This window comes from Bisgaardia hudsonensis, from assembly GCF_004345785.1.
Lineage (GTDB): Bacteria > Pseudomonadota > Gammaproteobacteria > Enterobacterales > Pasteurellaceae > Bisgaardia > Bisgaardia hudsonensis.
In genome coordinates, this window is sequence record NZ_SLXI01000003.1 from 43,460 (window position 1) to 65,636 (window position 22,177).

Genomic DNA, 22,177 nt, shown 5'->3' on the forward strand with positions numbered 1-22,177 from the left:
CTTAATTATTTAATGTTCTTAAAATATCCGCAAAAATACCAGCTGCTGTTACTTCATTACCAGCCCCATACCCTCTTAACAATAGTGGTATAGGTTGATAATAACGAGTATAAAATGCTAACGCATTCTCACCATTTTTAACTTTAAATAATGGATCATCACTATCAACAGCTACAACGGCAACCTTACATTTACCTTCCTCTATTTGTCCTACATAACGCAATACTTTACCTTCTGATTTTGCTTTATTAACACGTTCAGAAAATTCACTATCAAGCGTTGGTAACATAGACATAAATTCCTCTACCGATTTTCCTTCAGAAAAACCTTTTGGTAAAACACCTTCCACATCAATATCAGATAACTCTAATGGTAACCCAATTTCACGAGCTAAGATTAATAGTTTACGGGCAATATCTTGTCCTGAGAGATCATCTCGAGGATCGGGTTCTGTAAATCCTTTTTCTCGTGCAAACTTAGTGGCTTCAGATAAATTTAGTCCTTCCTCAAGTTTTCCAAAAATAAAAGATAATGAACCAGATAAAATTCCATTAAAGCGTACGAGTTCATCACCTGCAGCTAATAAATTTTGTAAGTTTTCGATTACAGGTAACCCTGCACCAACATTAGTGTCATACAAGAATTTACGTTGATTTTGACGTGCATTTTCACGCAATAAATTATAATACGCTATTTCTCTTGTATTTGCTTTTTTATTTGGCGTTACAACATGAAAACCTTCACTTAATGCTCTTGCATACAATCCAGAAACACGTTCAGAAGAAGTACAATCAACAAATACAGGATTAACAACATGGTGTAATTTAATGAATGAAAGTAAAACATCAAAATCAGAAGGTTGAGTGGCATTTTCTAAATCAGACTGCCAATTATCTAAACTTAATCCATTTTCATTCAATAACATTTTATGAGAATTAGCTAATGCACAAACTCGTATTTCAATATCTTTATTTTCTAAATACCGTTTTTGAGTTTGTATTTGTTCAATTAGTGCATTACCTACACCACCAACACCAACTAAAAATATATCCACAATTTTCTTATTGTTAAATAATGCTTGATGTGTTGCTTTTACAGCCTCAATTGCTTGATTTTGTGAAACCACAGCAGAAATAGAACGCTCAGAAGATCCTTGAGCAATAGCCACAATATTGATATTTGCTTTTGATAATGCAGAGAAAAATCTTGCCGCTATTCCTTTAGCTTGTGCCATTCCATCGCCAACAACAGAAACAATAGATAAATCTCTTATTACATCAATAGGTTCAAGAGCTTGTGATTGTAATTCTTCTGAAAATTCAGCTTCTAATACAGCTTTAGCTTTTTCTGCAACCTTAATGGGTACACAGAAACTAATACTATATTCTGATGAAGATTGAGTAATTAAAATAACCGAAATACCTGCTTTAGAGAGAGCTTCAAAAATACGAGCAGCCATACCAACCATTCCCTGCATACCAGGACCTGAAACATTAAACATCGCAAGATTATCTAAATTTGTAATACCTTTTACTTGTAAATTGCTACTTTGTAGGCTATTAATGACCGTTCCTAAAGCATCAGGATTACCTGTATTCTTAATTAAGCAAGGAATATTTGTTTGTACCAAAGGCCCTATTGTTCTAGGATGAATAACTTTTGCACCAAAATAAGAAAGTTCCATCGCTTCACGATAAGATAAATTTGGTAATAAACGTGCATCAGGCACTAATCTCGGATCACAAGTATAAACACCGTCTACATCAGTCCAGATCTCACATACATTCGCACCCAAACAAGCAGCCAAACAAGCAGCAGAATAATCAGAACCGTTACGACCAAGTAAAACTAATTCTCCCTTATCATTTCCAGCTGTAAAACCAGCCATTAAAACAACATTCTTTTTAGGAATAGCAAGTGAGCCAATACGTTTAGTCGATTCCTCAATATCTACTGAAGATTCCAAATAATGTCCGTGTGCTAGCAATTTTTCTACTGGATTAATAAGCGTAACCTCATAACCTCGAGCTTCAAACCAAGCTTTCATCATTGCAATAGAAAGCTTCTCACCTCTTGAATCAATAGTGGCTTTAACCTCATCAGATACATAACCTAATTGATGAATATCCACTAATAATTCTTTAATTTGATTAAATTCACCATCAATAAATGATTTTGTTCCTTGTAAATCAAAATTATTATTTTCAGCATACAATCCATCAATGATATTATAAAAAATATCCAGAGCTGCCTTAAAATCTGTATCTATTGGTTGTCTAAGGCTTGCTTTTTCTGATAATGCAACTAGATAATTAGTAATTTTTGCTGGTGCGGATAACACAGCCCCCGCTTGATCTGCTAAATGTGCTTTTTCTATAATTTGTGCTGCTTGAGAAAAACGCTCGGGATTAGCTAGGGAAGTTCCCCCAAATTTAAGAACACGCATAATAATTCTCCTAAGATGTTGTGATTTTTAATAGTTAAATTTTAATATAAAAAAACCCGCACTTTTTATAATGCGGGTTTTATGAATTTCTATTTTAAACGCACTAGCCCGCCCCACTAATCACAGTAATGGTAATAATAATTGTGGTGATAGTTAAAACAGCTTTTTTCATTGCGTTATTTTTCAAAAATAAAAGATGTGATAGAAATACCTAATTTTTGATAAATTGTCAAATAAAAAATAAATAAAATCAGTAAAATTCCCAAAAATTGACAAGTATTATAGAATACCCTAATAAATTAATAAAAACAGGAATAATAATATGTCTATTCAAGAAAACTTACTCAAAATACAACAAGAAATACACCAAGTTTGTAAATGTGCAAATAGAGAATGCTCTTCTGTTAAATTACTTGCAGTAAGTAAAACAAAACCTATGGAAGATATTTTCTCTGCCTACAAAGCAGGCCAAGTAGCATTTGGAGAAAATTATGTTCAAGAAGGTATCGAAAAAATAACTTATTTTCAACAACAAAATATCAATCTAGAGTGGCATTTTATAGGTCCATTACAATCAAATAAAACTCGTTTGGTTGCTGAATATTTTGACTGGATACAAACATTAGATAGAGAAAAAATAGCATTTCGTCTTAATGAACAACGACCGATAAACCAATTACCTCTTAATGTACTGATACAGATTAATATCAGTGATGAAACGACTAAATCCGGTATTCAGCCTAATGAAATGTTAGCTTTTGCAGAATATATTCAGAATCTTCCGCAACTAAAATTACGGGGACTAATGGTTATTCCAGCCCCATTAAAAGATAGATTAGAGCAACAAAATATATTTTTAAAAGTGAATAAATTATTTACAGATTTACAAAAACACTATCCTAATGAGCAGATAGACACACTTTCAATGGGAATGTCAGATGATATGGATTTAGCAATAAATGCAGGATCTACAATGGTAAGAATTGGTACAGCAATTTTCGGAAAAAGGAATTAACCCATAATAACTTATTATCCAAAAGGGTAATCCAAACCAAATTACCCTTTTAGATTGTCGTTATTCTTCCTCTGATATTTCAGAAAAACGCTCTATTCTGGCACCCAACGATCTTAATTTATCCTCTATATGTTCATAACCACGATCAATATGATAAATACGATCAACTATTGTTTCTCCATTAGCAATACATCCTGCCAATACTAAACTTATAGAGGCTCTCAAATCCGTTGCCATTACTTCTGCACCAGACAAATGTTCAACGCCATGACAAATAGCCGTATTTCCTTCTATTTCAGCTTTTCCGCCCATACGAATCAATTCTGGTATGTGCATAAAACGGTTTTCAAAAATAGTTTCTGTAATTTTACTTGTTCCTTCTGCAACCATATTTAATAAAGTAAATTGTGCTTGCATATCTGTCGGAAATCCAGGATAAGGCATCGTTCTAATATTAACAGCCTTTGGACGATTACCTTTCATATCTAAAATAATTCTATCCTCAGTAACATCAACATCAGCACCAGCCTCTCGTAATTTATCAATAACTGCATCAAGGGTATCAGGCTTGGTATTATGACATTCTATACGTCCACCAGAAATTGCGGCAGCCACAAGAAATGTTCCAGTTTCAATACGATCAGGAACAATACTATGTTCACAACCTGATAAACGAGAAACACCTTCAATGGTAATGCTGTCTGTACCCGCTCCAGATATTTTAGCCCCCATTTTATTAAGAAAAATGGCAGTATCAGTAATCTCAGGCTCTCTAGCAGCATTTTCAATAACAGTTGTTCCTTTTGCTAAAGTGGCAGCTATCATAATAGACAAAGTCGCCCCCACACTCACTTTCTCTATTACTATTCTCGTACCAATCAAACTATTATTAACTTGAGCCTTTACATAGCCATCTTCAAGTATAACTTGTGCACCTAATTTTTCTAAGCCCTTTATATGCAGATCGACAGGTCTCGCTCCAATAGAACATCCACCAGGCAATGAAACTTGTCCTTGATGAAAACGAGCAACTAGCGGTGCTAATGCCCATATAGATGCACGCATCGTTTTTACAAGCTCATAAGGCGCAATAAAATTATTCACAGCCGACGCATCTAAATTCAAAGAACCATCAGAATCTTTAGTAACCACCACACCCAGCTTTTTCAATATTTTAATTGTTGTATCAATATCTTTTAACTCTGGGACATTGGTTAGCTTAACGGGATCTTCTGCTAAAATAGAAGCAAATAAGATAGGTAATGCAGCATTTTTTGCACCTGATATATTGACTGTTCCATTCAATCTTGATTGACCATAAACTCTAAATTTTTGCATAAATACTTTCCAAAATTTAATTTAAAGGGTTAAATAAACGTTCTCGCTTCCACTTTTCTCTACTAAATGTTTTTATTGTAAGAGCATGTATAGCGCCAGAAGAAAAATGATTCATTAAAGGAGCATAAATTAACTGTTGCTGTTTAACACGAGATAATTTTGCTAATTCATCATCAACAACAATTACCCCAAAATGAGAGTTTTCACCCTGAACATAAATATCATTAATATTTAAAGCATCTTTCAAAATTTGTTCAATTTCTTGAGTTTCCATTAAAATTTCCATTAGATTGTAAAAAAGGCTTAATCCAACTACTTAAACCAAAAAGATCGGCTAGTATCATAAGTTGATCAGGATAAGAAATTATTTCTAACGATTTTACATTGCTATTAATTTTATTAATTAATTCACAGATAAAAGCAAAACCCGCACTATCGATGCGGGTAACAGCACTTAAATCTAATAACAAATGTTTATCATTAAATCTTAATAATGATAAAGGAGAAGAATATTCTTGCCATACAGCAAGTAATGAATCTCTAGATAATATCCCTGTCAATTGGATCGTTATGTTATCATTATTTTGACTTAATTCCCAATGTAAACTTTCTTTATTTTGCATTGAATATAGTCCAATTATCGTCCTAAATTAACCGGAGCAGCAGCGGCTTTTTTAACTTGTAAAGTTAATGCTTCGATTCCTTCTTTACGCAGAATAGGAGACCATTCTTGTTTTTTAGTATCAATCATACTTACCCCTTCCGCAGCCATATCGTAAACTTGCCATTTACCAGATTTACTGTTTTTTCTCCAAAAGAAAGTCAAATTAATTGGAGCCGTATTAGTATTTTGTAGTACTTTAACACGGATACTCACTTGATTATCAGAAACGTTTTTAGGATTCTCTATTTCAATTTTTTGATTAGTATATAAAGCTAATGCTTGTGCATAAGACTGTTCAATAAATTTATCAAATTCAACAAAAAAAGCCGCGCGTTGCTCTGGTGTTGTCGCTCTAAAAAATTGACCTAAAACAAGCGATCCCGCATAATTAACGTGAACATAAGGCATTAAATTCTTACGTACTATCAACTTTAATAAATTCGGATCTTGCTTAATCTTTGCTTGATTCTCCGTAATATCCGTAAATAATTCATCTGAGGCCTGTTTCATCAACACATAAGGACTGTCTTCTGCAATAGCTTGCAATGAAAAAAGTGCGGTTAAAATTACTAATATTTTTGAAAAATAATGTTTAAATTGAGTTCTTAACATAAATTGTTACTCCTAGGTTATAAAAAATAAATTAGCATTATTCTGCTGTATTAGGGGATGATTCTTTCTTATTCTTATCACCATATAAAAACTGCCCAACTAGATCTTCTAGTACCATCGCCGACTTAGTATTAGAAACTTTACTACCTTCTTTTAGCATAGTCGTTTCACCATCATCAAATCCTACACTCAAAGAAACATATTGCTCACCTAATAAACCCGATGTTTTTATAGAAAACGAGCTATTATCTGGAATCATATTATATTCCTGCTTTATAGCAATTTTAACTACAGGTAAATAATTTTGTGGATCTAACCCAATGTCTGTCACTCGTCCAATGACAACTCCACCAATTTTTAATGGAGAACGGACTTTCAGGCCACCAATATTATCAAAAGTTGCACTTATTTGATATGATTTTTCTTGACTAAATCCTTGAAGATTGGCGACCTTTAGCCCTAAAAAAACAAAAGCTAAAACACCCAATAATAGAAATAATCCAACCCAAAATTCATACTTAACTGTTCGTGTCATAGTCTATCCTATATTTTATTCTTTCTTTTCTAATTAATCCGCACCAAACATTAATGCGGTTAATATAAAATCTAAACCTAATATAACTAGTGATGCATTAACAACTGTCTTTGTTGTAGCCTTACTAATTCCTTCTGAAGTCGGCATACTATCGTATCCATTAAATAATGCAATCCATACCACTGCAATAGCAAAGAAAATACTTTTTATAATCCCATTAAATATATCATATTGCCAACTCACTGCATTTTGCATTACCGACCAAAAACTACCATAATCAACCCCTTTCCAATCAACACCAACAAGAGAGCCTCCCCAAATACCAATAGCGGTAAAGATAATTGCAAGAATAGGCATCGAAACAACCCCCGCCCAAAAACGAACAGAAATAACCCGTCTTAATGGATCAATAGCCATCATTTCTAAACTAGATAATTGCTCCGTAGCTTTCATTAGTCCAATCTCTGCGGTTAATGCAGAACCAGCTCGACCTGCAAATAACAAAGCAGTTACTACTGGTCCTAATTCGCGTAGTAATGAAAGTGCAACTAACTGGCCTAAACTTGTTTCCGCAGAGAAATCGACTAGTACAACATATCCTTGTAAACCGAGAACCATACCAATAAATAATCCAGAAAGCATAATTATTAGTAATGATTGCACACCTAAGATATGCAACTGTTTAACAAATAAAGGAAAGTGCTTACGAATTTGCGGTTTTCCAACCAATGCACCAAAAAGCATAAAACCAGAACGACCTAGAGCACGACAGAAATTGATTGCACTCAATCCTACATAAGAAATAAAATTAACTATCATAGGAAAAGTTCCTTCTCATAATTGTCTGCTGGATAATGAAAACGTACTGGCCCATCAGCTTCACCATTGATAAATTGCAGTACTTTTGGATCTTTGCTTTGTAATAATACTTCTGAAGTACCTTCAGCGATTACTTTTTTATCTGCAATAATATAAGCATAATCAGCAATACTTAATACTTCTTGAACATCATGAGAAACAATAATTGAAGTAAGCTGTAATGCCTCATTCAAACGTTTAATTAAACTAATAATAACGCCCATACTAATAGGATCTTGCCCTGCAAAAGGTTCATCATACATAATTAATTCGGGATCAAGAGCAATAGTTCTTGCTAATGCAGCCCTTCTTGCCATTCCACCAGAGAGTTCTGAAGGCATTAAATTTGCAGCACCTCTCAAACCAACAGCCTCTAATTTCATTAATACTATTTTACGAATCAGTTCCTCTGGTAAACGAGTATGCTCTCGAATAGGAAAGGCAACATTATCAAAAGTGGACATATCTGTAAATAAAGCCCCTGATTGAAACAACATTCCCATTCTCTGTCTAGCGTTATACAGTTCAGAATTTGACATTCTAGAAATACTCTGTCCTTCAAACAAAACACTACCTTCATTAGGCACTAATTGTCCACCTATTAATTTTAATAATGTTGTTTTACCAATTCCCGAAGGCCCCATAATCGCAGTTATTTTTCCTTTTTGGAATTGTAAATTAAGATCATTAAAAATTGTTCTATTACCTCTTTTAAATACGAGATGTTTTACTTCAACGAAAGGTTGTATCATAAACCGCCACTACATATTTTATATACTGTTATTTAAATTTATGGGGAATATTCTATTAATATCTAATATTTGTCAAATATAAATCATCAGACTTAAATGAAGGAAAGATTTATATTTATATAAAATATGCTATTATTAAAAAATATTTTATTTATGATACTAGGGGCTTTTTACATTTATGAACCTTCGTTGGGTTATTGTTTTATCAATCATTGCCTTTTTATCCTTTGCTTGGTTTTATAGTTTACAAGCATCGAATGATGAACTTACACAACTGATAAAAGATAAAAAAAGTCCTGAATATATTGGACATAAAATGGAAACCACCGTGTTTTCCTTGACAGGAGAAAAACAATATGTGGCAAATGCAAAAACTGTGGAATATTATGATAGTGAAGGGTATAGTATTTTTGAAGAACCAATAGTCCACCTATTTGATATTAAAAATAAACAATTTGAACAACAAAATTGGAAATTAAGTGCAAAGCAAGCTAAATTAACAAAAGATAATATGCTATATCTAGAGGGAGAAGTAATCGCTCAAAATCTTGTTAATAATTCTAAATTACAACAAATTACAGCAGAAGAAGCTACTATAAACTTAAAAAACCAAGATATAACATCTAATACAACGGTAAATATAATAGGACAAAATATTGTATCGACAGGCAGTAAATTAGTTGGTAATTTAAACCAACAAATTGCGACATTAAAAGAACAGGTAAAAACACGCTATGAAATTAGTAATAAATAAACTTTTGGTCATAACAACTTGTTTAAGCATCTCAACCCTTGCTTATTCGTTAAAAAATGATACAAGTCAACCTATTGATATTATTTCAGATAATCAAGCACTGGATATGGATAGCTCAACGGTTACCTTTATGGATAATGTTATTATCACGCAGGGCTCTATCTTAATTAAAGCAAACAAAGTTGTTATCACTCGCCCACCTGAAAATTCAGGTAAAAAAGAAACTATAAATGCTACAGGTAACCCAGTAATTTTTCATCAAACCTTAGAGAATGGAAAGCCTGTTGATGGAAAAGCAAACACGGTACATTATGATTTAGGTAGTGAATTTTTAACACTAACAGGAAATGCGGAACTGAAACAATTAGATAGTAAAATTTCGAGTAGCCACATTACATACGATGTCAAAAAGCAACAACTGAAAGCTAATGGTTCAGGAAAAAATAGAGTACATACTGTACTTATCCCTACACAACTAAATAATCAAAAAAATAAAAACTAGGATCTTGATATGTCTATTCTTTGTGTAGAAAACTTAGCGAAAAGTTACAAACAACGACAAGTTGTTTCAGATGTTGGACTTACAGTAAATTCAGGTGAAATTGTCGGGTTGCTTGGACCAAATGGTGCGGGTAAAACAACAACTTTCTATATGGTTGTCGGCTTGGTTCGCCACGACAAAGGCAAAATCACCATTGATGGTGAAGATATTAGTTTATTACCGATGAACAATCGAGCTCAAAGAGGTATCGGTTATTTGCCTCAAGAAGCATCCATTTTTCGTCATTTAAGCGTTTATAACAATTTAATGGCTATTCTAGAAATTCGTAAAAATCTTAATAAAGAACAAAGAGAAGAAATAGCAGAAAAATTACTAGAAGAATTCAATATTACACATATTCGAGATAATTTAGGACAGTCACTTTCTGGTGGAGAACGCCGTCGGGTTGAAATAGCTAGAGCTTTAGCCGCCGATCCTAAGTTTATTCTACTTGATGAGCCTTTTGCTGGGGTAGATCCTATCTCTGTTATAGATATAAAGAAAATAATCATCGACTTACGAAACAGAGGTTTAGGTGTACTCATTACTGATCATAACGTTAGAGAAACATTGGATGTGTGTGAAAGAGCTTATATTGTCAGTTCTGGAAAGATGATTGCAACTGGCAGCCCAAATGAAATAATGGCAGATGAACAAGTAAAACGAGTTTATCTTGGCGAAGAATTTAAACTATAATAATTATGGCAAAATTAACTGAATTACTTATCCCTGATAATATTCGACAAGGACTTGTTTGTTCGAGTAAAAAACGTGTTTTTGAAATTATAGGTAAAATTGTTGCTTCTCAATTTAATGATGAGAATAACCAAGAAAATGAACACACCTGTTTTGAATGTTTATATGAGCGTGAAAAGTTAGGTAATTCTAGCTTGGGAAATGGCGTAGCATTCCCTAAAGGACGACTTCCTGATGGAGATAAACCTATTGCTGTTTTCTTACAATTAAAAACTGGTATAGATTACAATGCTTTAGATCACCGAGATATAGATCTCATCTTTGCATTACTTATTCCTACAAATATTTGTTCTCAATATTCTGAAGATTTAGCGAAAATTACAACATTATTAACCGATAAATCAATTTGTAAACAGCTAAGAGCGGCACAGAATAAAGAAGAAATTTGGCAAATTTTTGAAAACATAGACAGTCAACAAGAAATATTATCTAATAATCAAGAAAATATTGAAGAATTGAATTAATCAGGAAATGCATTCATATGGATATAATCATTATTAGTGGTCGTTCTGGTGCTGGAAAATCCGTAGCATTGCGTGCGTTGGAAGATATTGGCTATTATTGTGTTGATAACCTACCCTTAGGTTTACTTCCTCAATTAATCAATATTTTATCTTCAACACAAACTTTAGTTGCAATTAGTCTGGATATTCGTAATCTTCCTAACTCATCAGAATCGCTAGAAAAAATTCTATTACAAATAGAAGGCACCAATAATGTTAAAATCATTTTTCTTGATACTGATGTAAATACACTGATTCGCCGATACAGTGATTCTCGACGACTTCACCCTCTTTCTAATCAAAATTTATCCTTAGAAAATGCAATTAACCAAGAGTTTCAATATTTAGAACCTTTAGTACAACATGCTAACCTAATCATTGATACTTCAACACTTTCTACCCATGAGCTAGCAGAAAAACTACGATTCTTTCTCAATGCAGAAAAAGAAAAAGTTTTAAATATAATTATTCAATCTTTTGGCTTTAAATATGGTATACCACAAGATGCTGATTATGTTTTTGATGTACGTTTTCTTCCTAACCCTCATTGGGATCCAGAATTACGTCCTATGACAGGACTAGATAAACCCGTAGCTGAATTTTTAAATAAACATAGCATGGTCAATCAATTTATCTACGAAACACGTAATTATATTGAAACTTGGCTACCGATGTTAGAAAAAAATAATCGTAGTTATCTTACTATTGCTATTGGCTGTACAGGAGGGAAACACCGTTCTGTCTATATTGCACAACAAATTGGCGAATATTTTCAAGCAAAAAGAGATAATGTACAAATTCAACATAAATCACTCGCTAAAAATAAGTAAATTATTTTGTTAATTTTTCAATACCGAAATGCTGGTAAGTTCTTAAAGTTGCAATCCGCCCTCTTGGCGTTCTTTGCAAAAAACCTTGCTGAATTAAAAAGGGTTCTAAAACGTCTTCGATAGTATCTTTTTCTTCGCCTATTGCCGCAGCTAAATTATCTAAACCAACAGGACCACCATCAAAACGCTCAATAATAGCTGTTAGTAATTTACGGTCCATAAAGTCAAATCCTACTTGATCCACATCAAGCATAGATAAGGCTAATCTTGCGATTTCAGAAGAAACAATACCGCCATTTTTTACATCAGCATAATCTCTCACTCGACGTAATAAACGATTTGCTATTCGTGGTGTACCTCTAGAACGACAAGCAATTTCTCTCGCAGCTTCACCTTGAAGATCCAGATTCAAGCAGTTCGCACTACGAGTGACGATTGAAGTTAAATCTTCTACTGAATAGAACTCTAGACGCTGAACTATCCCAAAACGATCTCTAAGTGGTGAAGTAAGAGAACCTGCTCTTGTTGTAGCGCCAATTAATGTAAAAGGTGGTAAATCAAGTTTAATTGAACGAGCAGCAGGTCCCTCTCCAATCATAATATCTAATTGATAATCTTCCATTGCAGGATAAAGCACTTCTTCAATCGCAGGAGAAAGCCGATGAATTTCATCAATAAATAATACATCATGAGGTTCAAGATTAGTTAACATTGCCGCTAAGTCCCCTGCTTTTTCAAGTACGGGCCCCGAAGTTGTACGAATATTGACACCCATTTCATTAGCAACAATATTTGCTAATGTTGTTTTACCTAATCCTGGAGGACCAAAAATAAGCAAATGATCTAAAGCATCTTTACGCATTCTTGCTGCTTTGATAAATATTTCCATTTGCTCACAAACTTGGGGCTGACCGACATAATCAGTCAGTAACTTAGGTCTGATAGCTCTATCAATATAGTCATCATCTAATTTGATAGTAGCGCTAATAATTCTATCTGCTTCAATCATAATCTAATTTCTTATAAAGAAGCTTTTAAAGCTTCACGAATCAATTGCTCACTTGTTAATTCAGGTTTAGCTACTTTATTCACCATTTTTTCAGCATCCGTTGCTTTATAACCTAACGCAATTAATGCTGATACCGCATCATCTATCATTATATTTACATTACTAGAAACTCGTTGTTCTATTGGTAAATGAGAGCTTTCAATAAAGAAATTATCTTGTTTAATTGACTTAAACTTACCTTTTAATTCAACAAGTAAACGCTCCGCTGTTTTTTTACCAACACCTGGAATTTTAACCAGTTTAGAAAGTTCTTCATGCTCTATCGCATAAGCAAAATCAACAACTGACATAGCGGACAATATAGCTAAAGCTAACTTAGGACCAACACCATTAGTTTTAATTAATTCACGAAATAAAGTGCGGTCTTGTTTATGAGAAAAACCAAATAATAAATGTGCATCTTCTCGCACCACAAGATGAGTAAAAACTTCAGTCGGCTGACCAATATCTGGTAAATCATAAAAACTAGTCATCGGTAACATTAATTCATACCCCACCCCTTGTACATCTAACAAAATTTCTGGTGGTTGTTTTTCAACTAAAATACCTTTCAAATGACCAATCATAAGCACTGCCTTTCATAACAAAATTGAAACATAGAATAAAATAAAACTGGATAAATATCCAGTCTTATTTTACTACTATCCTTTTAATCTAAAACGTCCACGACTATATCTTGGTTGTAAAAGTGCGGTTGTTTTTTCGTGAGTTTTATTAAGTATCAAATTTTTAGAAATTTGCAAAGAATGTTGCATAGTATGAGAATGAGTAATGGCAATAGCTAATGCATCTGCTGCATCAGCTTGTGGATAATCAGATAATTTTAGTATTCTTGTAACCATATCTTGTACTTGAATTTTATCAGCTGCGCCACTTCCAGTTACCGTTTGTTTAACTAGCCTCGCCGCATATTCAAACACAGGCAAATCATAATTTACTGCGGCAACTATTGCAGTACCGCGAGCTTGTCCTAACTTTAATGCTGAATTAGCATTTTTCGAAAGAAATACTTCTTCAATAGCAAAAAAATTAGGGTGAAATTGAGTAATAATCTCAGCTACCCCTGCATAAATACGTTTTAAACGAGTAGGTAAATCCTCCACTTTCGTACGAATAGCACCACTCCCTAAGTATTCTAATTTTGAACCCGTCTGTTTAATAACACCGTAACCCGTTACTCTAGAACCAGGATCTATTCCCAAAATAATACTCATAATTTCCTTTCGCTAAAAAATAGGCGAATTATAGTATTCGCCTATTTTATTCAATATGATTTAGCAAAATAAATTACTTATTTAATTTTGCTGTTGCTTTTTTATTTAAACCACAATATTTAATGATAATGTTATCAGTATCTTTACCTTCTTGGTAAAGCATATTACCATCAACCTTATCAAAATTAGCTAAATTTAAATGCTCATCAGCAATCCATACTAATCTTTCAGGACTAATGAATCTTGCACTATCTTTGTCTTCTACACGATTAAAACTGTTTTTAGATACAGCTTTACCTCTATAAATAACCTCAGCAGAAACTGCTTTTTCACCTTCAAAATGATAAGTCACCATCACAGGCTTATTTGCTTTTGCACCACAAGCATAAACTACCTTTTTAGAAATGACTTTAGTATCCATTCCATTTCCTTGAGCAGATTCAGTACCCATATTGGAAGCTTTGTCATTCATTACCATTTGTTGAGAGCAGGCAGACAATGCTAATAAGCTAGCAATAATTGATAATTGTTTCACAAATTTCATATTTTTTCCTTAGATTATAAAATATAAAAAACATTTTAAACATTAAACTGTTTACTTATTAAGCAACAAACAATATCATTGAAATAAGTAAACAGTTCTATTTATTCTATTACTAATAAGATAATTATCAAATAATATTTTAATGAATATTTATTCTAATGAAGCCGCAACTTCATCACTAATTTCACCATTATGATAGACATTTTGAACGTCATCACAATCTTCAAGCATATCAATTAATCTTAATAATTTAGGTGCAGTTTCTACATCTAAATCAACGCTAGTAGATGGAATCATTGATACTTCCGCATTTTCAATTTTAAATCCTGCTGCTTCAATACCATCGCGTACCGTACCAAGCTCTTCCCAAGCCGTATAGATCTCAAAACTACCATCATCTTGTGGCTGAATATCTTCTGCACCCGCTTCAATTGCCGCTTCAGTTAATGCATCTTCATCTGCATCAAGAATAATGATTAATCCTTTTTTACTAAATAAATAACCAACAGAACCTTCTGTACCTAAATTACCACCGCACTTTGTAAAACTAGGACGAACTTGTGAAATAGTACGATTTGCATTGTCACTTAAACATTCCACCATAACAGCAGTGCCACCTGGACCATAGCCCTCATAAATACGTGTTTCCATATTGGTGTCATCACCACCACCAACGCCACGGTCAATAGCACGATTAATAGTATCGCGTGTCATATTACTTGCGAGAGCTTTATCCACCGCTGCACGTAAACGTGGGTTTGCCGCAACATCGCCCCCACCAATTTTTGCTGCAGTAACTAACTCACGAATTAATTTAGTAAAAATCTTACCACGCTGCGCATCTTGTGCAGCTTTACGATGTTTAATATTGGCCCACTTACTATGTCCTGCCATGTATATTTCCTCTTTATAAAAAAATGCTAAATATAATAAATTTTATATAAAATAGTTAATTAACTTAATAAATATTTTTCAATCGCTAAGCGATTATTCCAAGATTTTGTTAAAGACGACGCCTCTTTTGTACTAAGCCACTGATAATCTATATGCTCAACTAATATTGGCTCTCGTTCTTCTGGTAATGCTAATAAAAACCAATGCTCAACACAATGTGTCACATTAGGTGCGTATTTATAACGAAAATGTGGAAAAATTTCAAATTCAATTTTTTCCTTACAATCAAAGAGCGGTAGTTTTTCAGCAAGAATATCTATTCCTGTTTCTTCTCTCACTTCTCTAAAAGCGGTGTCATAAGGTGTTTCATCATTTTCAATAGATCCTGTTACTGATTGCCAAAATGTCGGATCATCTCGGCGTTGCAACATCAATACACGTTGTGTACTTTCTGCATAAATGATGACTAGTACCGAATGATTATTTTTATATTTCACGTTATAACTAAATGGTTAAACTAACAAAAATAAGGAGTGGACTTTAGTCCACTCAACAAATAACACAAAAATTATATTTTATCTGACTTAATCACAGAAATTGCCAACTCAGCTAAAGCTTGAGGATGTCCAAAACTTGGAGCATCAGTCATTAAACAAGCCGCTGCCGTTGTTTTAGGGAAAGCAATTACATCTCTTATATTCTCCGTTCCTGTCAATAACATTGTGAGACGATCTAAACCAAATGCTAATCCTGCGTGTGGCGGTGTACCAAATTTTAGTGCATCAAGTAAGAAACCAAATTTCTCTCTTTGTTCTTGCTCACTAATGCCTAAGATACGGAAAACAGTTTGTTGCATTTTTTGATCAAAAATACGCACAGAGCCACCGCCAACTTCATAGCCATTAATCACCATATCATAAGCATTGGCAACTGCATTAGTTGGATTAGCTTCTAATGCTTCAGGTGTAAAATCTTTTGGCGATGTAAACGGATGGTGCATTGCAGCCAAACCACCTTCATCATCATTTTCAAACATTGGAAAATCAACAATCCAAAGCGGTTGCCAACTATCTAAATTAGTTAATCCTAAATCACGCCCTAATTTTAAGCGTAATGCTCCCATTGCATCTGTCGTAACAGAATATTTATCCGCACCAAAAAATAGAATATCACCAGTTTGAGCTTGAACACGTTCAAACAAAGTTTTCAATACATCCTCTGATAAGAATTTAGCAATTGGACTTTGTACTCCTTCAAGACCAGCAGTTACATCATTAACTTTTAACCAAGCTAATCCTTTCGCACCATATATACCCACAAACTGTGTATATTCATCAATTTGCTTACGTGTAATATTATTACCATTTGGTACGCGAATTGCAGCCACTCGCCCGTTAATGTCATTTGCTGGTCCACTAAATACTTTAAAGTCAATATCCTTAACAATATCAGCAACATCAACTAGTTCTAGGGGATTGCGTAAGTCAGGTTTATCAGAACCAAAACGACGCATAGCCTCCGCAAAAGTCATTGTAGGAAATTCTCCTAAATCAACACCAATAATCTCTTGCCATAATCCACGGATCATACGTTCCATAATAGCTCGCACTTCAGGTGCGTTTAAAAATGAAGTTTCCACATCTATTTGGGTAAATTCAGGCTGACGATCTGCACGTAAATCTTCATCACGAAAGCATTTTACAATTTGATAATAACGATCAAAACCTGACATCATCAATAACTGCTTAAATAATTGTGGTGACTGTGGTAATGCGTAAAATTTCCCTTTATGCACACGACTTGGAACAAGGTAATCTCTCGCCCCTTCTGGGGTTGCTTTAGTCAACATTGGTGTTTCAATATCTAAAAAGCCATTATCATCCATAAAACGACGAACAAAACTAGTAATTTTTGCACGCGTCTTTAAACGTTGAGCCATTTCTGGACGACGTAAATCTAAATAACGATATTTTAAACGCTGTTCTTCTGTATTGTTTTGGTTGAAATCTAAAGGTAAAATATCTGCTGTATTGTAAATGGAAAGAGTATGAGCTAAAACTTCTACTTCACCAGTTGCCATCGTCTTATTAACTTGATTATCAGGACGAGCAATCACTTCACCCTCAATTTGAATACAATACTCATTACGCAATGTAGCTGCTTTTGTTAATGCCTCTTCGAATTTTGGGTCAAAACAAACTTGCACAATACCATCACGATCACGCATATCAATAAAAATTAGCCCACCTAAATCACGACGGCGATGAACCCAACCACTTAAAGTTACCTTTTGTCCAATATTGCTACGGTTTAATGCTCCGCAATAATGAGTTCGCATCATATAATCTTCCTTTCTTTTTAATGTTAAAATTTTTGTAAAATAATCCGTAAATTATAGCCCAAACACCAATAAATAAAAATCTTAAACATAAATTTATTTGAGCTCAAAGAAAACTTCTTCTAAAATAACCGCACTTTTATCAAAAATAGGCAATTATGAGTAAAGATACTATTTTTTCAGCTCCAATTAAAAATCTAGGTGATTTTACCTTTGATGAAAATGTCGCCGAAGTATTTCCTGATATGATCCAACGCTCTGTTCCTGGATATAGTAATATCATTACTGCTATTGGTATGCTTGCCAATCGCTTTGTTACTGAAAATTCTAATGTGTATGATCTTGGTTGCTCTCGTGGTGCCGCTACGCTTTCTGCTCGTCGTAATATTCAACAAAAAAATGTCAAAATAATTGGGATTGATAATTCCAAACCAATGGTAGAGCGTTGTCGTCAACATATTCAAGCCTATCAAAGTGAAATTCCCGTAGATATTATTTGTGATGATATTCGCAATGTAAAAATAAATAATGCCTCTATGGTCATTTTAAATTTTACACTACAATTTCTTCCCCCTGAGGATAGATACACATTATTAACAAAAATTTATCAAGGCTTAAATCCAAATGGCTTACTAGTGCTATCGGAAAAATTTCGCTTTGAAAACAACAAAGTTAATGAATTACTGATCGATCTTCATCATCAATTCAAACGTGCAAATGGATATAGTGAATTAGAAGTTAGCCAAAAACGCACCGCTCTCGAGAATGTTATGCGTACTGATACCATAAGTGATCATAAAGCACGCTTAAGTTCCATTGGATTCTCACAAATAGAGCTATGGTTTCAATGTTTTAATTTTGGTTCGATGATTGCAGTAAAGTGATTAGTAAAAAAAACCGCACCTTATATCACTAAAAAATAAAGGTGCGGTACATTTTTTTATTATGTTTATATAGTACTTCTAACTATCAAGACTCACAGGCTTTATAATTTCACTAGGATAACAGCCTAATATTTTCAAATAATTACTGTATTCTTTCAATTCATTAAATACGATTTCTGTCTTAGGATTATGAATATTTGCTTCAATCTCCAAATAAAACATTTCCTCCCAAGGTTTTCCGTAAATTGGGCGAGATTCGAGTTTAAGCATATTAATATTGTGTTTTTTAAATACCAATAAAGCATCAACTAAAGCACCAGCTTGTTGGCTTGTACTCATTAATAATAACGTTTTAGTATGAATCTGTGGGGAAACAATAGCTGGTTTTTTAGCAATGACAATAAAACGTGTAATATTATTTAATTGATTAGCTATATTAGAACATAATACATTTAGCCCATAAATACGCCCACCGTCAGCATTTCCCAAGGCTGCTATATTAGGCTTATTCAAATTTGCAACCAACTCCATAGCGTGAGAGCTACTTTCACAATATTCAATATGCACAGAATCTAACTTATGAATAAATTGACTACATTGTTGAATAACTTGAGGATGACTATATAAGCTATCAATTTTTTCTAGATCGCTTTCTCCATTTATAAGTAAGCAATGTTTTATCGGATAAGCTATTTCCCCAACCAAAGACAACTCAGTATGTTGCAATAAATCATATACTTCATTGATAGCCCCTGACGTTGTATTTTCTAAAGGAAGTACGGCGTAATCAGCCTCTTCTTTTTCTACTTTATGAAATACCTCATCAAATGAATTACAACTAACTTCAATTAATTGTTTCTGGTAACGAATCGCATAATTACAGGCTGCAAGATGAGAATAAGATCCCTTTTTTCCTAAAAATGCAATACGAATATTTTTCCCTTTTTGATCATTTAATTTTTTTTGTAAATAAACTTGCTGAGTCACCACAGAATCTTCAATAATTTTTTGAAAAATATCAGTAATATATTGTGCTTCTAATTGATAATCTTGGCTTTCTGAATATTCTATTAATTCTTTTAAAAGCTGTTGTTCACGTTCTAAATCTCTTAATGATTTTTGCGTGACTTCTTTGCTACGAACAACATCGAAAGCTAAACGATGTCTTTCTGATAATAATTTTAATAAACTACGATCGATATTTGTAATCTGTTGACGAATTTCATTTAAATCCAATGTCATTTTTTGTTCCTTAACTCTAATAAAACATAATCTAATTATTAAATCTTAGTTATAAAAAAAGCTATACTTCAATTAGAAATATAGCTTTCTATCTTATTTCTTTCTAATTAGATGAATACTTGAACTGGTGCTACATAACCTTCTGGGACAGAATCTTCATTATCAAAAGTAACAAACTCCCAAGATTCTTGATTTTCTAATAAGGCTCTAAGTAACTTATTATTTAACCCATGACCTGATTTATATGCTTTAAAATCACCAATAATATTATAACCAGCCATATAAAGATCACCTATTGCATCAAGCATTTTATGACGAACAAGCTCATCTTTAAAGCGTAAACCATCTTCATTAAGAATACGGTAATCATCTAATACAATGGCATTATCTAAACTACCACCTAAAGCAAGACCTTGAGATTGTAAATACTCAATATCTTTCATAAAACCAAAAGTTCTCGCACGACTAATTTGCTGGATAAATGCTTGTGATGAAAAATCCATTACATAGTTACGTACATCTTTACTAATAGCAGGATGAGAGAAATCAATGGTAAAATCAAGTCTGAAACCGTGATAAGGTTTAAATTCTGCCCATTTATCACCATCTTCTACTCGAATAGCTTTCTTAACTCGAATAAATTTCTTCGGTGCGTTCTGCTCTTCAATGCCTGCATCAAGTAATAGATAAATGAAAGGACTCGCACTACCATCCATAATTGGAATTTCTGGTGCATCAACCTCAATAATAATATTATCAATTCCTAAGCCAGCTAATGCAGAATTTAAGTGTTCAACTGTTGAAATTTTTGTACCATCTTCATTTATTAAGCAAGTACAAAGCATTGTATCACGAACAGCATCTGCATTAGCTTGAAATGTCACTGGCGGGTTTAAATCCGTTCGACAATAAATGACGCCAGTGTTAGCTGTTGCGGGTCTTAAAGTTAATGTCACTTTATTACCACTATGCAAACCAACACCCGTTACTTTTATACTTTGTTTTAATGTTCTTTGTCTTATCATATATTTAACCCTAGTACCACATAATTACATTATTTATCTGAATTACGTGAAAAATCAGAAACATTCACTCTTTGAAAAGCACTTAGCCTATCTGTAATTGGCGTATCTAAAATATTTTTCTCTTTGAATGAAGTAGGCTTAACTCCCTCATCACGTGCAGAATATTTGCTTTGTAAACTATTTTGAGATGATAAATCCCCTGATTGAGTAACAATATTCTCATTAGGTTTAATTTTCGGCATTATTTGAATATTAGGTTCCTCTATTTCACCAATCCCTGTTGCAACAATAGTTACTCTAATCTCATCAACCATATCAGGCACCAATGTTGTACCTACCACCACTGTTGCATCATCTGAGGCAAACGCTTTTATCGTATCACCAATACTATAAAATTCACCTAACCCCAAATCCATTCCCGCAGTAACGTTAACAAGTACCCCTCTTGCTCCAGATAAATCCACATCTTCTAATAAAGGACTAGCCACTGCATCTTGTGCAGCTTTTTCCGCTCTTCCATCCTCAGGAGAACCTTGAGCAAAACCTGATCCCATCATGGCCCTTCCCATTTCAGACATAACTGTTTTTACATCAGCAAAGTCAACATTAATGATCCCCGGAGATGTGATCATATCTGAAATACCTGTTACTGAATTACGTAAAATATCATTTGCTGCGGCAAAAGCATTCATTAAACTAATGTTTTTACCTAGTACTTTTAACAATTTTTCATTAGGAATCACGATTAAAGAATCAACATATTTAGATAGTTCTTTAATCCCCAATTCAGCAAACTGCATTCTTTTTCTGCCTTCAAATGAAAAAGGTTTTGTAACCACTGCAACAGTCAAAATATTCAATTCTTTAGCAATTTGCGCAACAACAGGTGCTGCACCGGTACCTGTTCCTCCCCCCATACCTGCAGCAATAAAGACCATATCCGCTCCTTCAAGCATAGAGCGAATAGCATCTTGATCATCTTCAGCGGCTTTACGCCCCACATTTGGATTTGCTCCTGCTCCTAATCCTTTTGTGGTCGTTCCACCAATTTGGATAGTATGCTGAACATTACTTTTACGCAAAGCCTGAGCGTCAGTATTGATTGCATAGAACACAATACTACCATGCTCTTCATCTGGGATAGAATAGCTAAGTTCACCAGTATCAACAATATCGCCACTAAATTCATTTTTTATCATGTTAGCGACCATATGGTTAACAGCATTACCGCCGCCACCGCCAATACCAACTACTTTGATGAGAGCTCCTTTCGGATCACCAATATCGTAATCTACTGGTTCAAACATATACATTCTCCGTAAAATGCTAATTTTTCATATATTAGCAATAAGTTAAATTCGTA

At 33.7% G+C, this 22,177-nt stretch carries 25 protein-coding genes and 1 other annotated feature; of the genes, 7 read left to right on the top strand and 18 right to left on the bottom strand.

Going from position 1 to position 22,177, the window contains the following annotated elements:
* Position 1: 1 nt before the first annotated feature.
* On the bottom strand, positions 2 to 2,446 hold the full coding sequence (gene thrA, locus EV697_RS04965) for a bifunctional aspartate kinase/homoserine dehydrogenase I (RefSeq protein WP_132023269.1): 2,445 nt from the start codon (positions 2,444 to 2,446) through the stop codon (positions 2 to 4).
* Between the two features lie 45 nt (positions 2,447 to 2,491).
* Positions 2,492 to 2,608 (bottom strand) — a sequence feature (Thr leader region).
* Positions 2,609 to 2,768: 160 nt separating this feature from the next.
* On the opposite strand from thrA, the gene EV697_RS04970 reads away from it, so the two are divergent.
* Positions 2,769 to 3,461 carry a YggS family pyridoxal phosphate-dependent enzyme gene (locus tag EV697_RS04970; RefSeq protein WP_132023271.1) on the top strand — a complete coding sequence of 231 codons (693 nt, stop codon included), beginning with the start codon at positions 2,769 to 2,771 and terminating at the stop codon, positions 3,459 to 3,461.
* A 60-nt stretch (positions 3,462 to 3,521) separates the two neighbouring features.
* Here EV697_RS04970 and murA read toward each other — a convergent pair whose 3' ends face one another.
* From murA to EV697_RS05005, 7 genes are read right to left on the bottom strand one after another with little or no spacing between them, the layout of a single operon-like run.
* Positions 3,522 to 4,799: a UDP-N-acetylglucosamine 1-carboxyvinyltransferase gene (gene murA, locus EV697_RS04975; protein WP_132023273.1), complete on the bottom strand. Its 1,278-nt coding sequence runs from the start codon at positions 4,797 to 4,799 to the stop codon at positions 3,522 to 3,524.
* A 16-nt stretch (positions 4,800 to 4,815) separates the two neighbouring features.
* Positions 4,816 to 5,073, bottom strand: coding sequence for a BolA family protein (locus EV697_RS04980; RefSeq protein WP_132023275.1), 258 nt, complete (start codon positions 5,071 to 5,073; stop codon positions 4,816 to 4,818).
* The gene (locus EV697_RS04985) at positions 5,054 to 5,422 is read right to left on the bottom strand and encodes an STAS domain-containing protein (RefSeq protein WP_132023277.1); all 369 of its coding nucleotides are present in this window, start codon (positions 5,420 to 5,422) and stop codon (positions 5,054 to 5,056) included. The genes EV697_RS04980 and EV697_RS04985 overlap by 20 nt, the downstream gene beginning before the upstream one ends.
* A gap of 14 nt (positions 5,423 to 5,436) precedes the next feature.
* Positions 5,437 to 6,075, bottom strand: coding sequence for a phospholipid-binding protein MlaC (gene mlaC, locus EV697_RS04990; RefSeq protein WP_132023279.1), 639 nt, complete (start codon positions 6,073 to 6,075; stop codon positions 5,437 to 5,439).
* A gap of 37 nt (positions 6,076 to 6,112) precedes the next feature.
* A complete protein-coding gene (gene mlaD, locus EV697_RS04995; RefSeq protein ID WP_132023290.1) occupies positions 6,113 to 6,610 on the bottom strand; it encodes an outer membrane lipid asymmetry maintenance protein MlaD in 498 nt (165 codons plus the stop codon).
* Between the two features lie 33 nt (positions 6,611 to 6,643).
* Positions 6,644 to 7,429, bottom strand: coding sequence for a lipid asymmetry maintenance ABC transporter permease subunit MlaE (gene mlaE, locus EV697_RS05000; RefSeq protein WP_132023292.1), 786 nt, complete (start codon positions 7,427 to 7,429; stop codon positions 6,644 to 6,646).
* Positions 7,426 to 8,220 carry an ATP-binding cassette domain-containing protein gene (locus EV697_RS05005; protein ID WP_132023294.1) on the bottom strand — a complete coding sequence of 265 codons (795 nt, stop codon included), beginning with the start codon at positions 8,218 to 8,220 and terminating at the stop codon, positions 7,426 to 7,428. Before EV697_RS05005 ends, mlaE begins: the two co-directional genes overlap by 4 nt.
* 178 nt (positions 8,221 to 8,398) lie before the next feature.
* Between EV697_RS05005 and lptC the strand changes: the two genes are divergently transcribed.
* Genes lptC through rapZ form a run of 5 tightly spaced genes read left to right on the top strand, consistent with a single transcriptional unit; the run spans position 8,399 to position 11,604 of the window.
* The gene (lptC, locus tag EV697_RS05010; protein ID WP_132023296.1) at positions 8,399 to 8,974 is read left to right on the top strand and encodes an LPS export ABC transporter periplasmic protein LptC; all 576 of its coding nucleotides are present in this window, start codon (positions 8,399 to 8,401) and stop codon (positions 8,972 to 8,974) included.
* Positions 8,955 to 9,476 carry a lipopolysaccharide transport periplasmic protein LptA gene (gene lptA, locus EV697_RS05015; protein ID WP_132023298.1) on the top strand — a complete coding sequence of 174 codons (522 nt, stop codon included), beginning with the start codon at positions 8,955 to 8,957 and terminating at the stop codon, positions 9,474 to 9,476. The genes lptC and lptA overlap by 20 nt, the downstream gene beginning before the upstream one ends.
* Positions 9,477 to 9,485: 9 nt before the next feature.
* Positions 9,486 to 10,211, top strand: coding sequence for an LPS export ABC transporter ATP-binding protein (lptB, locus tag EV697_RS05020; protein ID WP_132023300.1), 726 nt, complete (start codon positions 9,486 to 9,488; stop codon positions 10,209 to 10,211).
* A gap of 5 nt (positions 10,212 to 10,216) precedes the next feature.
* Positions 10,217 to 10,735, top strand: coding sequence for a PTS IIA-like nitrogen regulatory protein PtsN (gene ptsN / locus EV697_RS05025; protein ID WP_132023302.1), 519 nt, complete (start codon positions 10,217 to 10,219; stop codon positions 10,733 to 10,735).
* Between the two features lie 17 nt (positions 10,736 to 10,752).
* Positions 10,753 to 11,604 carry an RNase adapter RapZ gene (rapZ, locus tag EV697_RS05030; RefSeq protein ID WP_132023304.1) on the top strand — a complete coding sequence of 284 codons (852 nt, stop codon included), beginning with the start codon at positions 10,753 to 10,755 and terminating at the stop codon, positions 11,602 to 11,604.
* A 1-nt stretch (position 11,605) separates the two neighbouring features.
* Here rapZ and ruvB read toward each other — a convergent pair whose 3' ends face one another.
* From ruvB to aspS, 7 genes are all read right to left on the bottom strand, one after another.
* Positions 11,606 to 12,613 carry a Holliday junction branch migration DNA helicase RuvB gene (gene ruvB / locus EV697_RS05035; RefSeq protein ID WP_132023306.1) on the bottom strand — a complete coding sequence of 336 codons (1,008 nt, stop codon included), beginning with the start codon at positions 12,611 to 12,613 and terminating at the stop codon, positions 11,606 to 11,608.
* An 11-nt stretch (positions 12,614 to 12,624) separates the two neighbouring features.
* A complete protein-coding gene (gene ruvA / locus EV697_RS05040; protein WP_132023308.1) occupies positions 12,625 to 13,239 on the bottom strand; it encodes a Holliday junction branch migration protein RuvA in 615 nt (204 codons plus the stop codon).
* A gap of 75 nt (positions 13,240 to 13,314) precedes the next feature.
* Complete coding sequence (gene ruvC, locus EV697_RS05045) at positions 13,315 to 13,887, bottom strand: crossover junction endodeoxyribonuclease RuvC (RefSeq protein WP_132023310.1); 573 nt, start codon at positions 13,885 to 13,887, stop codon at positions 13,315 to 13,317.
* A 73-nt stretch (positions 13,888 to 13,960) separates the two neighbouring features.
* Positions 13,961 to 14,431, bottom strand: coding sequence for a hypothetical protein (locus tag EV697_RS05050; RefSeq protein ID WP_132023312.1), 471 nt, complete (start codon positions 14,429 to 14,431; stop codon positions 13,961 to 13,963).
* A 150-nt stretch (positions 14,432 to 14,581) separates the two neighbouring features.
* Positions 14,582 to 15,325: a YebC/PmpR family DNA-binding transcriptional regulator gene (locus EV697_RS05055; RefSeq protein ID WP_132023314.1), complete on the bottom strand. Its 744-nt coding sequence runs from the start codon at positions 15,323 to 15,325 to the stop codon at positions 14,582 to 14,584.
* Positions 15,326 to 15,384: 59 nt separating this feature from the next.
* Complete coding sequence (gene nudB / locus EV697_RS05060; RefSeq protein ID WP_132023316.1) at positions 15,385 to 15,822, bottom strand: dihydroneopterin triphosphate diphosphatase; 438 nt, start codon at positions 15,820 to 15,822, stop codon at positions 15,385 to 15,387.
* A gap of 71 nt (positions 15,823 to 15,893) precedes the next feature.
* Complete coding sequence (gene aspS, locus EV697_RS05065) at positions 15,894 to 17,666, bottom strand: aspartate--tRNA ligase (RefSeq protein WP_132023318.1); 1,773 nt, start codon at positions 17,664 to 17,666, stop codon at positions 15,894 to 15,896.
* A gap of 155 nt (positions 17,667 to 17,821) precedes the next feature.
* Between aspS and cmoA the strand changes: the two genes are divergently transcribed.
* Complete coding sequence (gene cmoA / locus EV697_RS05070; RefSeq protein ID WP_132023320.1) at positions 17,822 to 18,547, top strand: carboxy-S-adenosyl-L-methionine synthase CmoA; 726 nt, start codon at positions 17,822 to 17,824, stop codon at positions 18,545 to 18,547.
* Positions 18,548 to 18,625: 78 nt separating this feature from the next.
* Here cmoA and EV697_RS05075 read toward each other — a convergent pair whose 3' ends face one another.
* From EV697_RS05075 to ftsZ, 3 genes are all read right to left on the bottom strand, one after another.
* Complete coding sequence (locus tag EV697_RS05075; RefSeq protein ID WP_132023322.1) at positions 18,626 to 19,789, bottom strand: chorismate mutase; 1,164 nt, start codon at positions 19,787 to 19,789, stop codon at positions 18,626 to 18,628.
* 107 nt (positions 19,790 to 19,896) lie between these two features.
* Positions 19,897 to 20,814 carry a UDP-3-O-acyl-N-acetylglucosamine deacetylase gene (lpxC, locus tag EV697_RS05080; RefSeq protein ID WP_132023324.1) on the bottom strand — a complete coding sequence of 306 codons (918 nt, stop codon included), beginning with the start codon at positions 20,812 to 20,814 and terminating at the stop codon, positions 19,897 to 19,899.
* Positions 20,815 to 20,843: 29 nt separating this feature from the next.
* Positions 20,844 to 22,121 carry a cell division protein FtsZ gene (ftsZ, locus tag EV697_RS05085; protein ID WP_132023326.1) on the bottom strand — a complete coding sequence of 426 codons (1,278 nt, stop codon included), beginning with the start codon at positions 22,119 to 22,121 and terminating at the stop codon, positions 20,844 to 20,846.
* Positions 22,122 to 22,177: the final 56 nt, after the last annotated feature.

Coding starts and splice junctions, on each gene's coding strand:
- thrA (WP_132023269.1), bottom strand. CDS start 2,446: ATGCGTGTTCTTAAATTTGGGGGAACTTCCCTAGCTAATCCCGAGCGT.
- EV697_RS04970 (WP_132023271.1), top strand. CDS start 2,769: ATGTCTATTCAAGAAAACTTACTCAAAATACAACAAGAAATACACCAA.
- murA (WP_132023273.1), bottom strand. CDS start 4,799: ATGCAAAAATTTAGAGTTTATGGTCAATCAAGATTGAATGGAACAGTC.
- EV697_RS04980 (WP_132023275.1), bottom strand. CDS start 5,073: ATGGAAACTCAAGAAATTGAACAAATTTTGAAAGATGCTTTAAATATT.
- EV697_RS04985 (WP_132023277.1), bottom strand. CDS start 5,422: ATGCAAAATAAAGAAAGTTTACATTGGGAATTAAGTCAAAATAATGAT.
- mlaC (WP_132023279.1), bottom strand. CDS start 6,075: ATGTTAAGAACTCAATTTAAACATTATTTTTCAAAAATATTAGTAATT.
- mlaD (WP_132023290.1), bottom strand. CDS start 6,610: ATGACACGAACAGTTAAGTATGAATTTTGGGTTGGATTATTTCTATTA.
- mlaE (WP_132023292.1), bottom strand. CDS start 7,429: ATGATAGTTAATTTTATTTCTTATGTAGGATTGAGTGCAATCAATTTC.
- EV697_RS05005 (WP_132023294.1), bottom strand. CDS start 8,220: ATGATACAACCTTTCGTTGAAGTAAAACATCTCGTATTTAAAAGAGGT.
- lptC (WP_132023296.1), top strand. CDS start 8,399: ATGAACCTTCGTTGGGTTATTGTTTTATCAATCATTGCCTTTTTATCC.
- lptA (WP_132023298.1), top strand. CDS start 8,955: ATGAAATTAGTAATAAATAAACTTTTGGTCATAACAACTTGTTTAAGC.
- lptB (WP_132023300.1), top strand. CDS start 9,486: ATGTCTATTCTTTGTGTAGAAAACTTAGCGAAAAGTTACAAACAACGA.
- ptsN (WP_132023302.1), top strand. CDS start 10,217: ATGGCAAAATTAACTGAATTACTTATCCCTGATAATATTCGACAAGGA.
- rapZ (WP_132023304.1), top strand. CDS start 10,753: ATGGATATAATCATTATTAGTGGTCGTTCTGGTGCTGGAAAATCCGTA.
- ruvB (WP_132023306.1), bottom strand. CDS start 12,613: ATGATTGAAGCAGATAGAATTATTAGCGCTACTATCAAATTAGATGAT.
- ruvA (WP_132023308.1), bottom strand. CDS start 13,239: ATGATTGGTCATTTGAAAGGTATTTTAGTTGAAAAACAACCACCAGAA.
- ruvC (WP_132023310.1), bottom strand. CDS start 13,887: ATGAGTATTATTTTGGGAATAGATCCTGGTTCTAGAGTAACGGGTTAC.
- EV697_RS05050 (WP_132023312.1), bottom strand. CDS start 14,431: ATGAAATTTGTGAAACAATTATCAATTATTGCTAGCTTATTAGCATTG.
- EV697_RS05055 (WP_132023314.1), bottom strand. CDS start 15,325: ATGGCAGGACATAGTAAGTGGGCCAATATTAAACATCGTAAAGCTGCA.
- aspS (WP_132023318.1), bottom strand. CDS start 17,666: ATGATGCGAACTCATTATTGCGGAGCATTAAACCGTAGCAATATTGGA.
- cmoA (WP_132023320.1), top strand. CDS start 17,822: ATGAGTAAAGATACTATTTTTTCAGCTCCAATTAAAAATCTAGGTGAT.
- EV697_RS05075 (WP_132023322.1), bottom strand. CDS start 19,789: ATGACATTGGATTTAAATGAAATTCGTCAACAGATTACAAATATCGAT.
- lpxC (WP_132023324.1), bottom strand. CDS start 20,814: ATGATAAGACAAAGAACATTAAAACAAAGTATAAAAGTAACGGGTGTT.
- ftsZ (WP_132023326.1), bottom strand. CDS start 22,121: ATGTTTGAACCAGTAGATTACGATATTGGTGATCCGAAAGGAGCTCTC.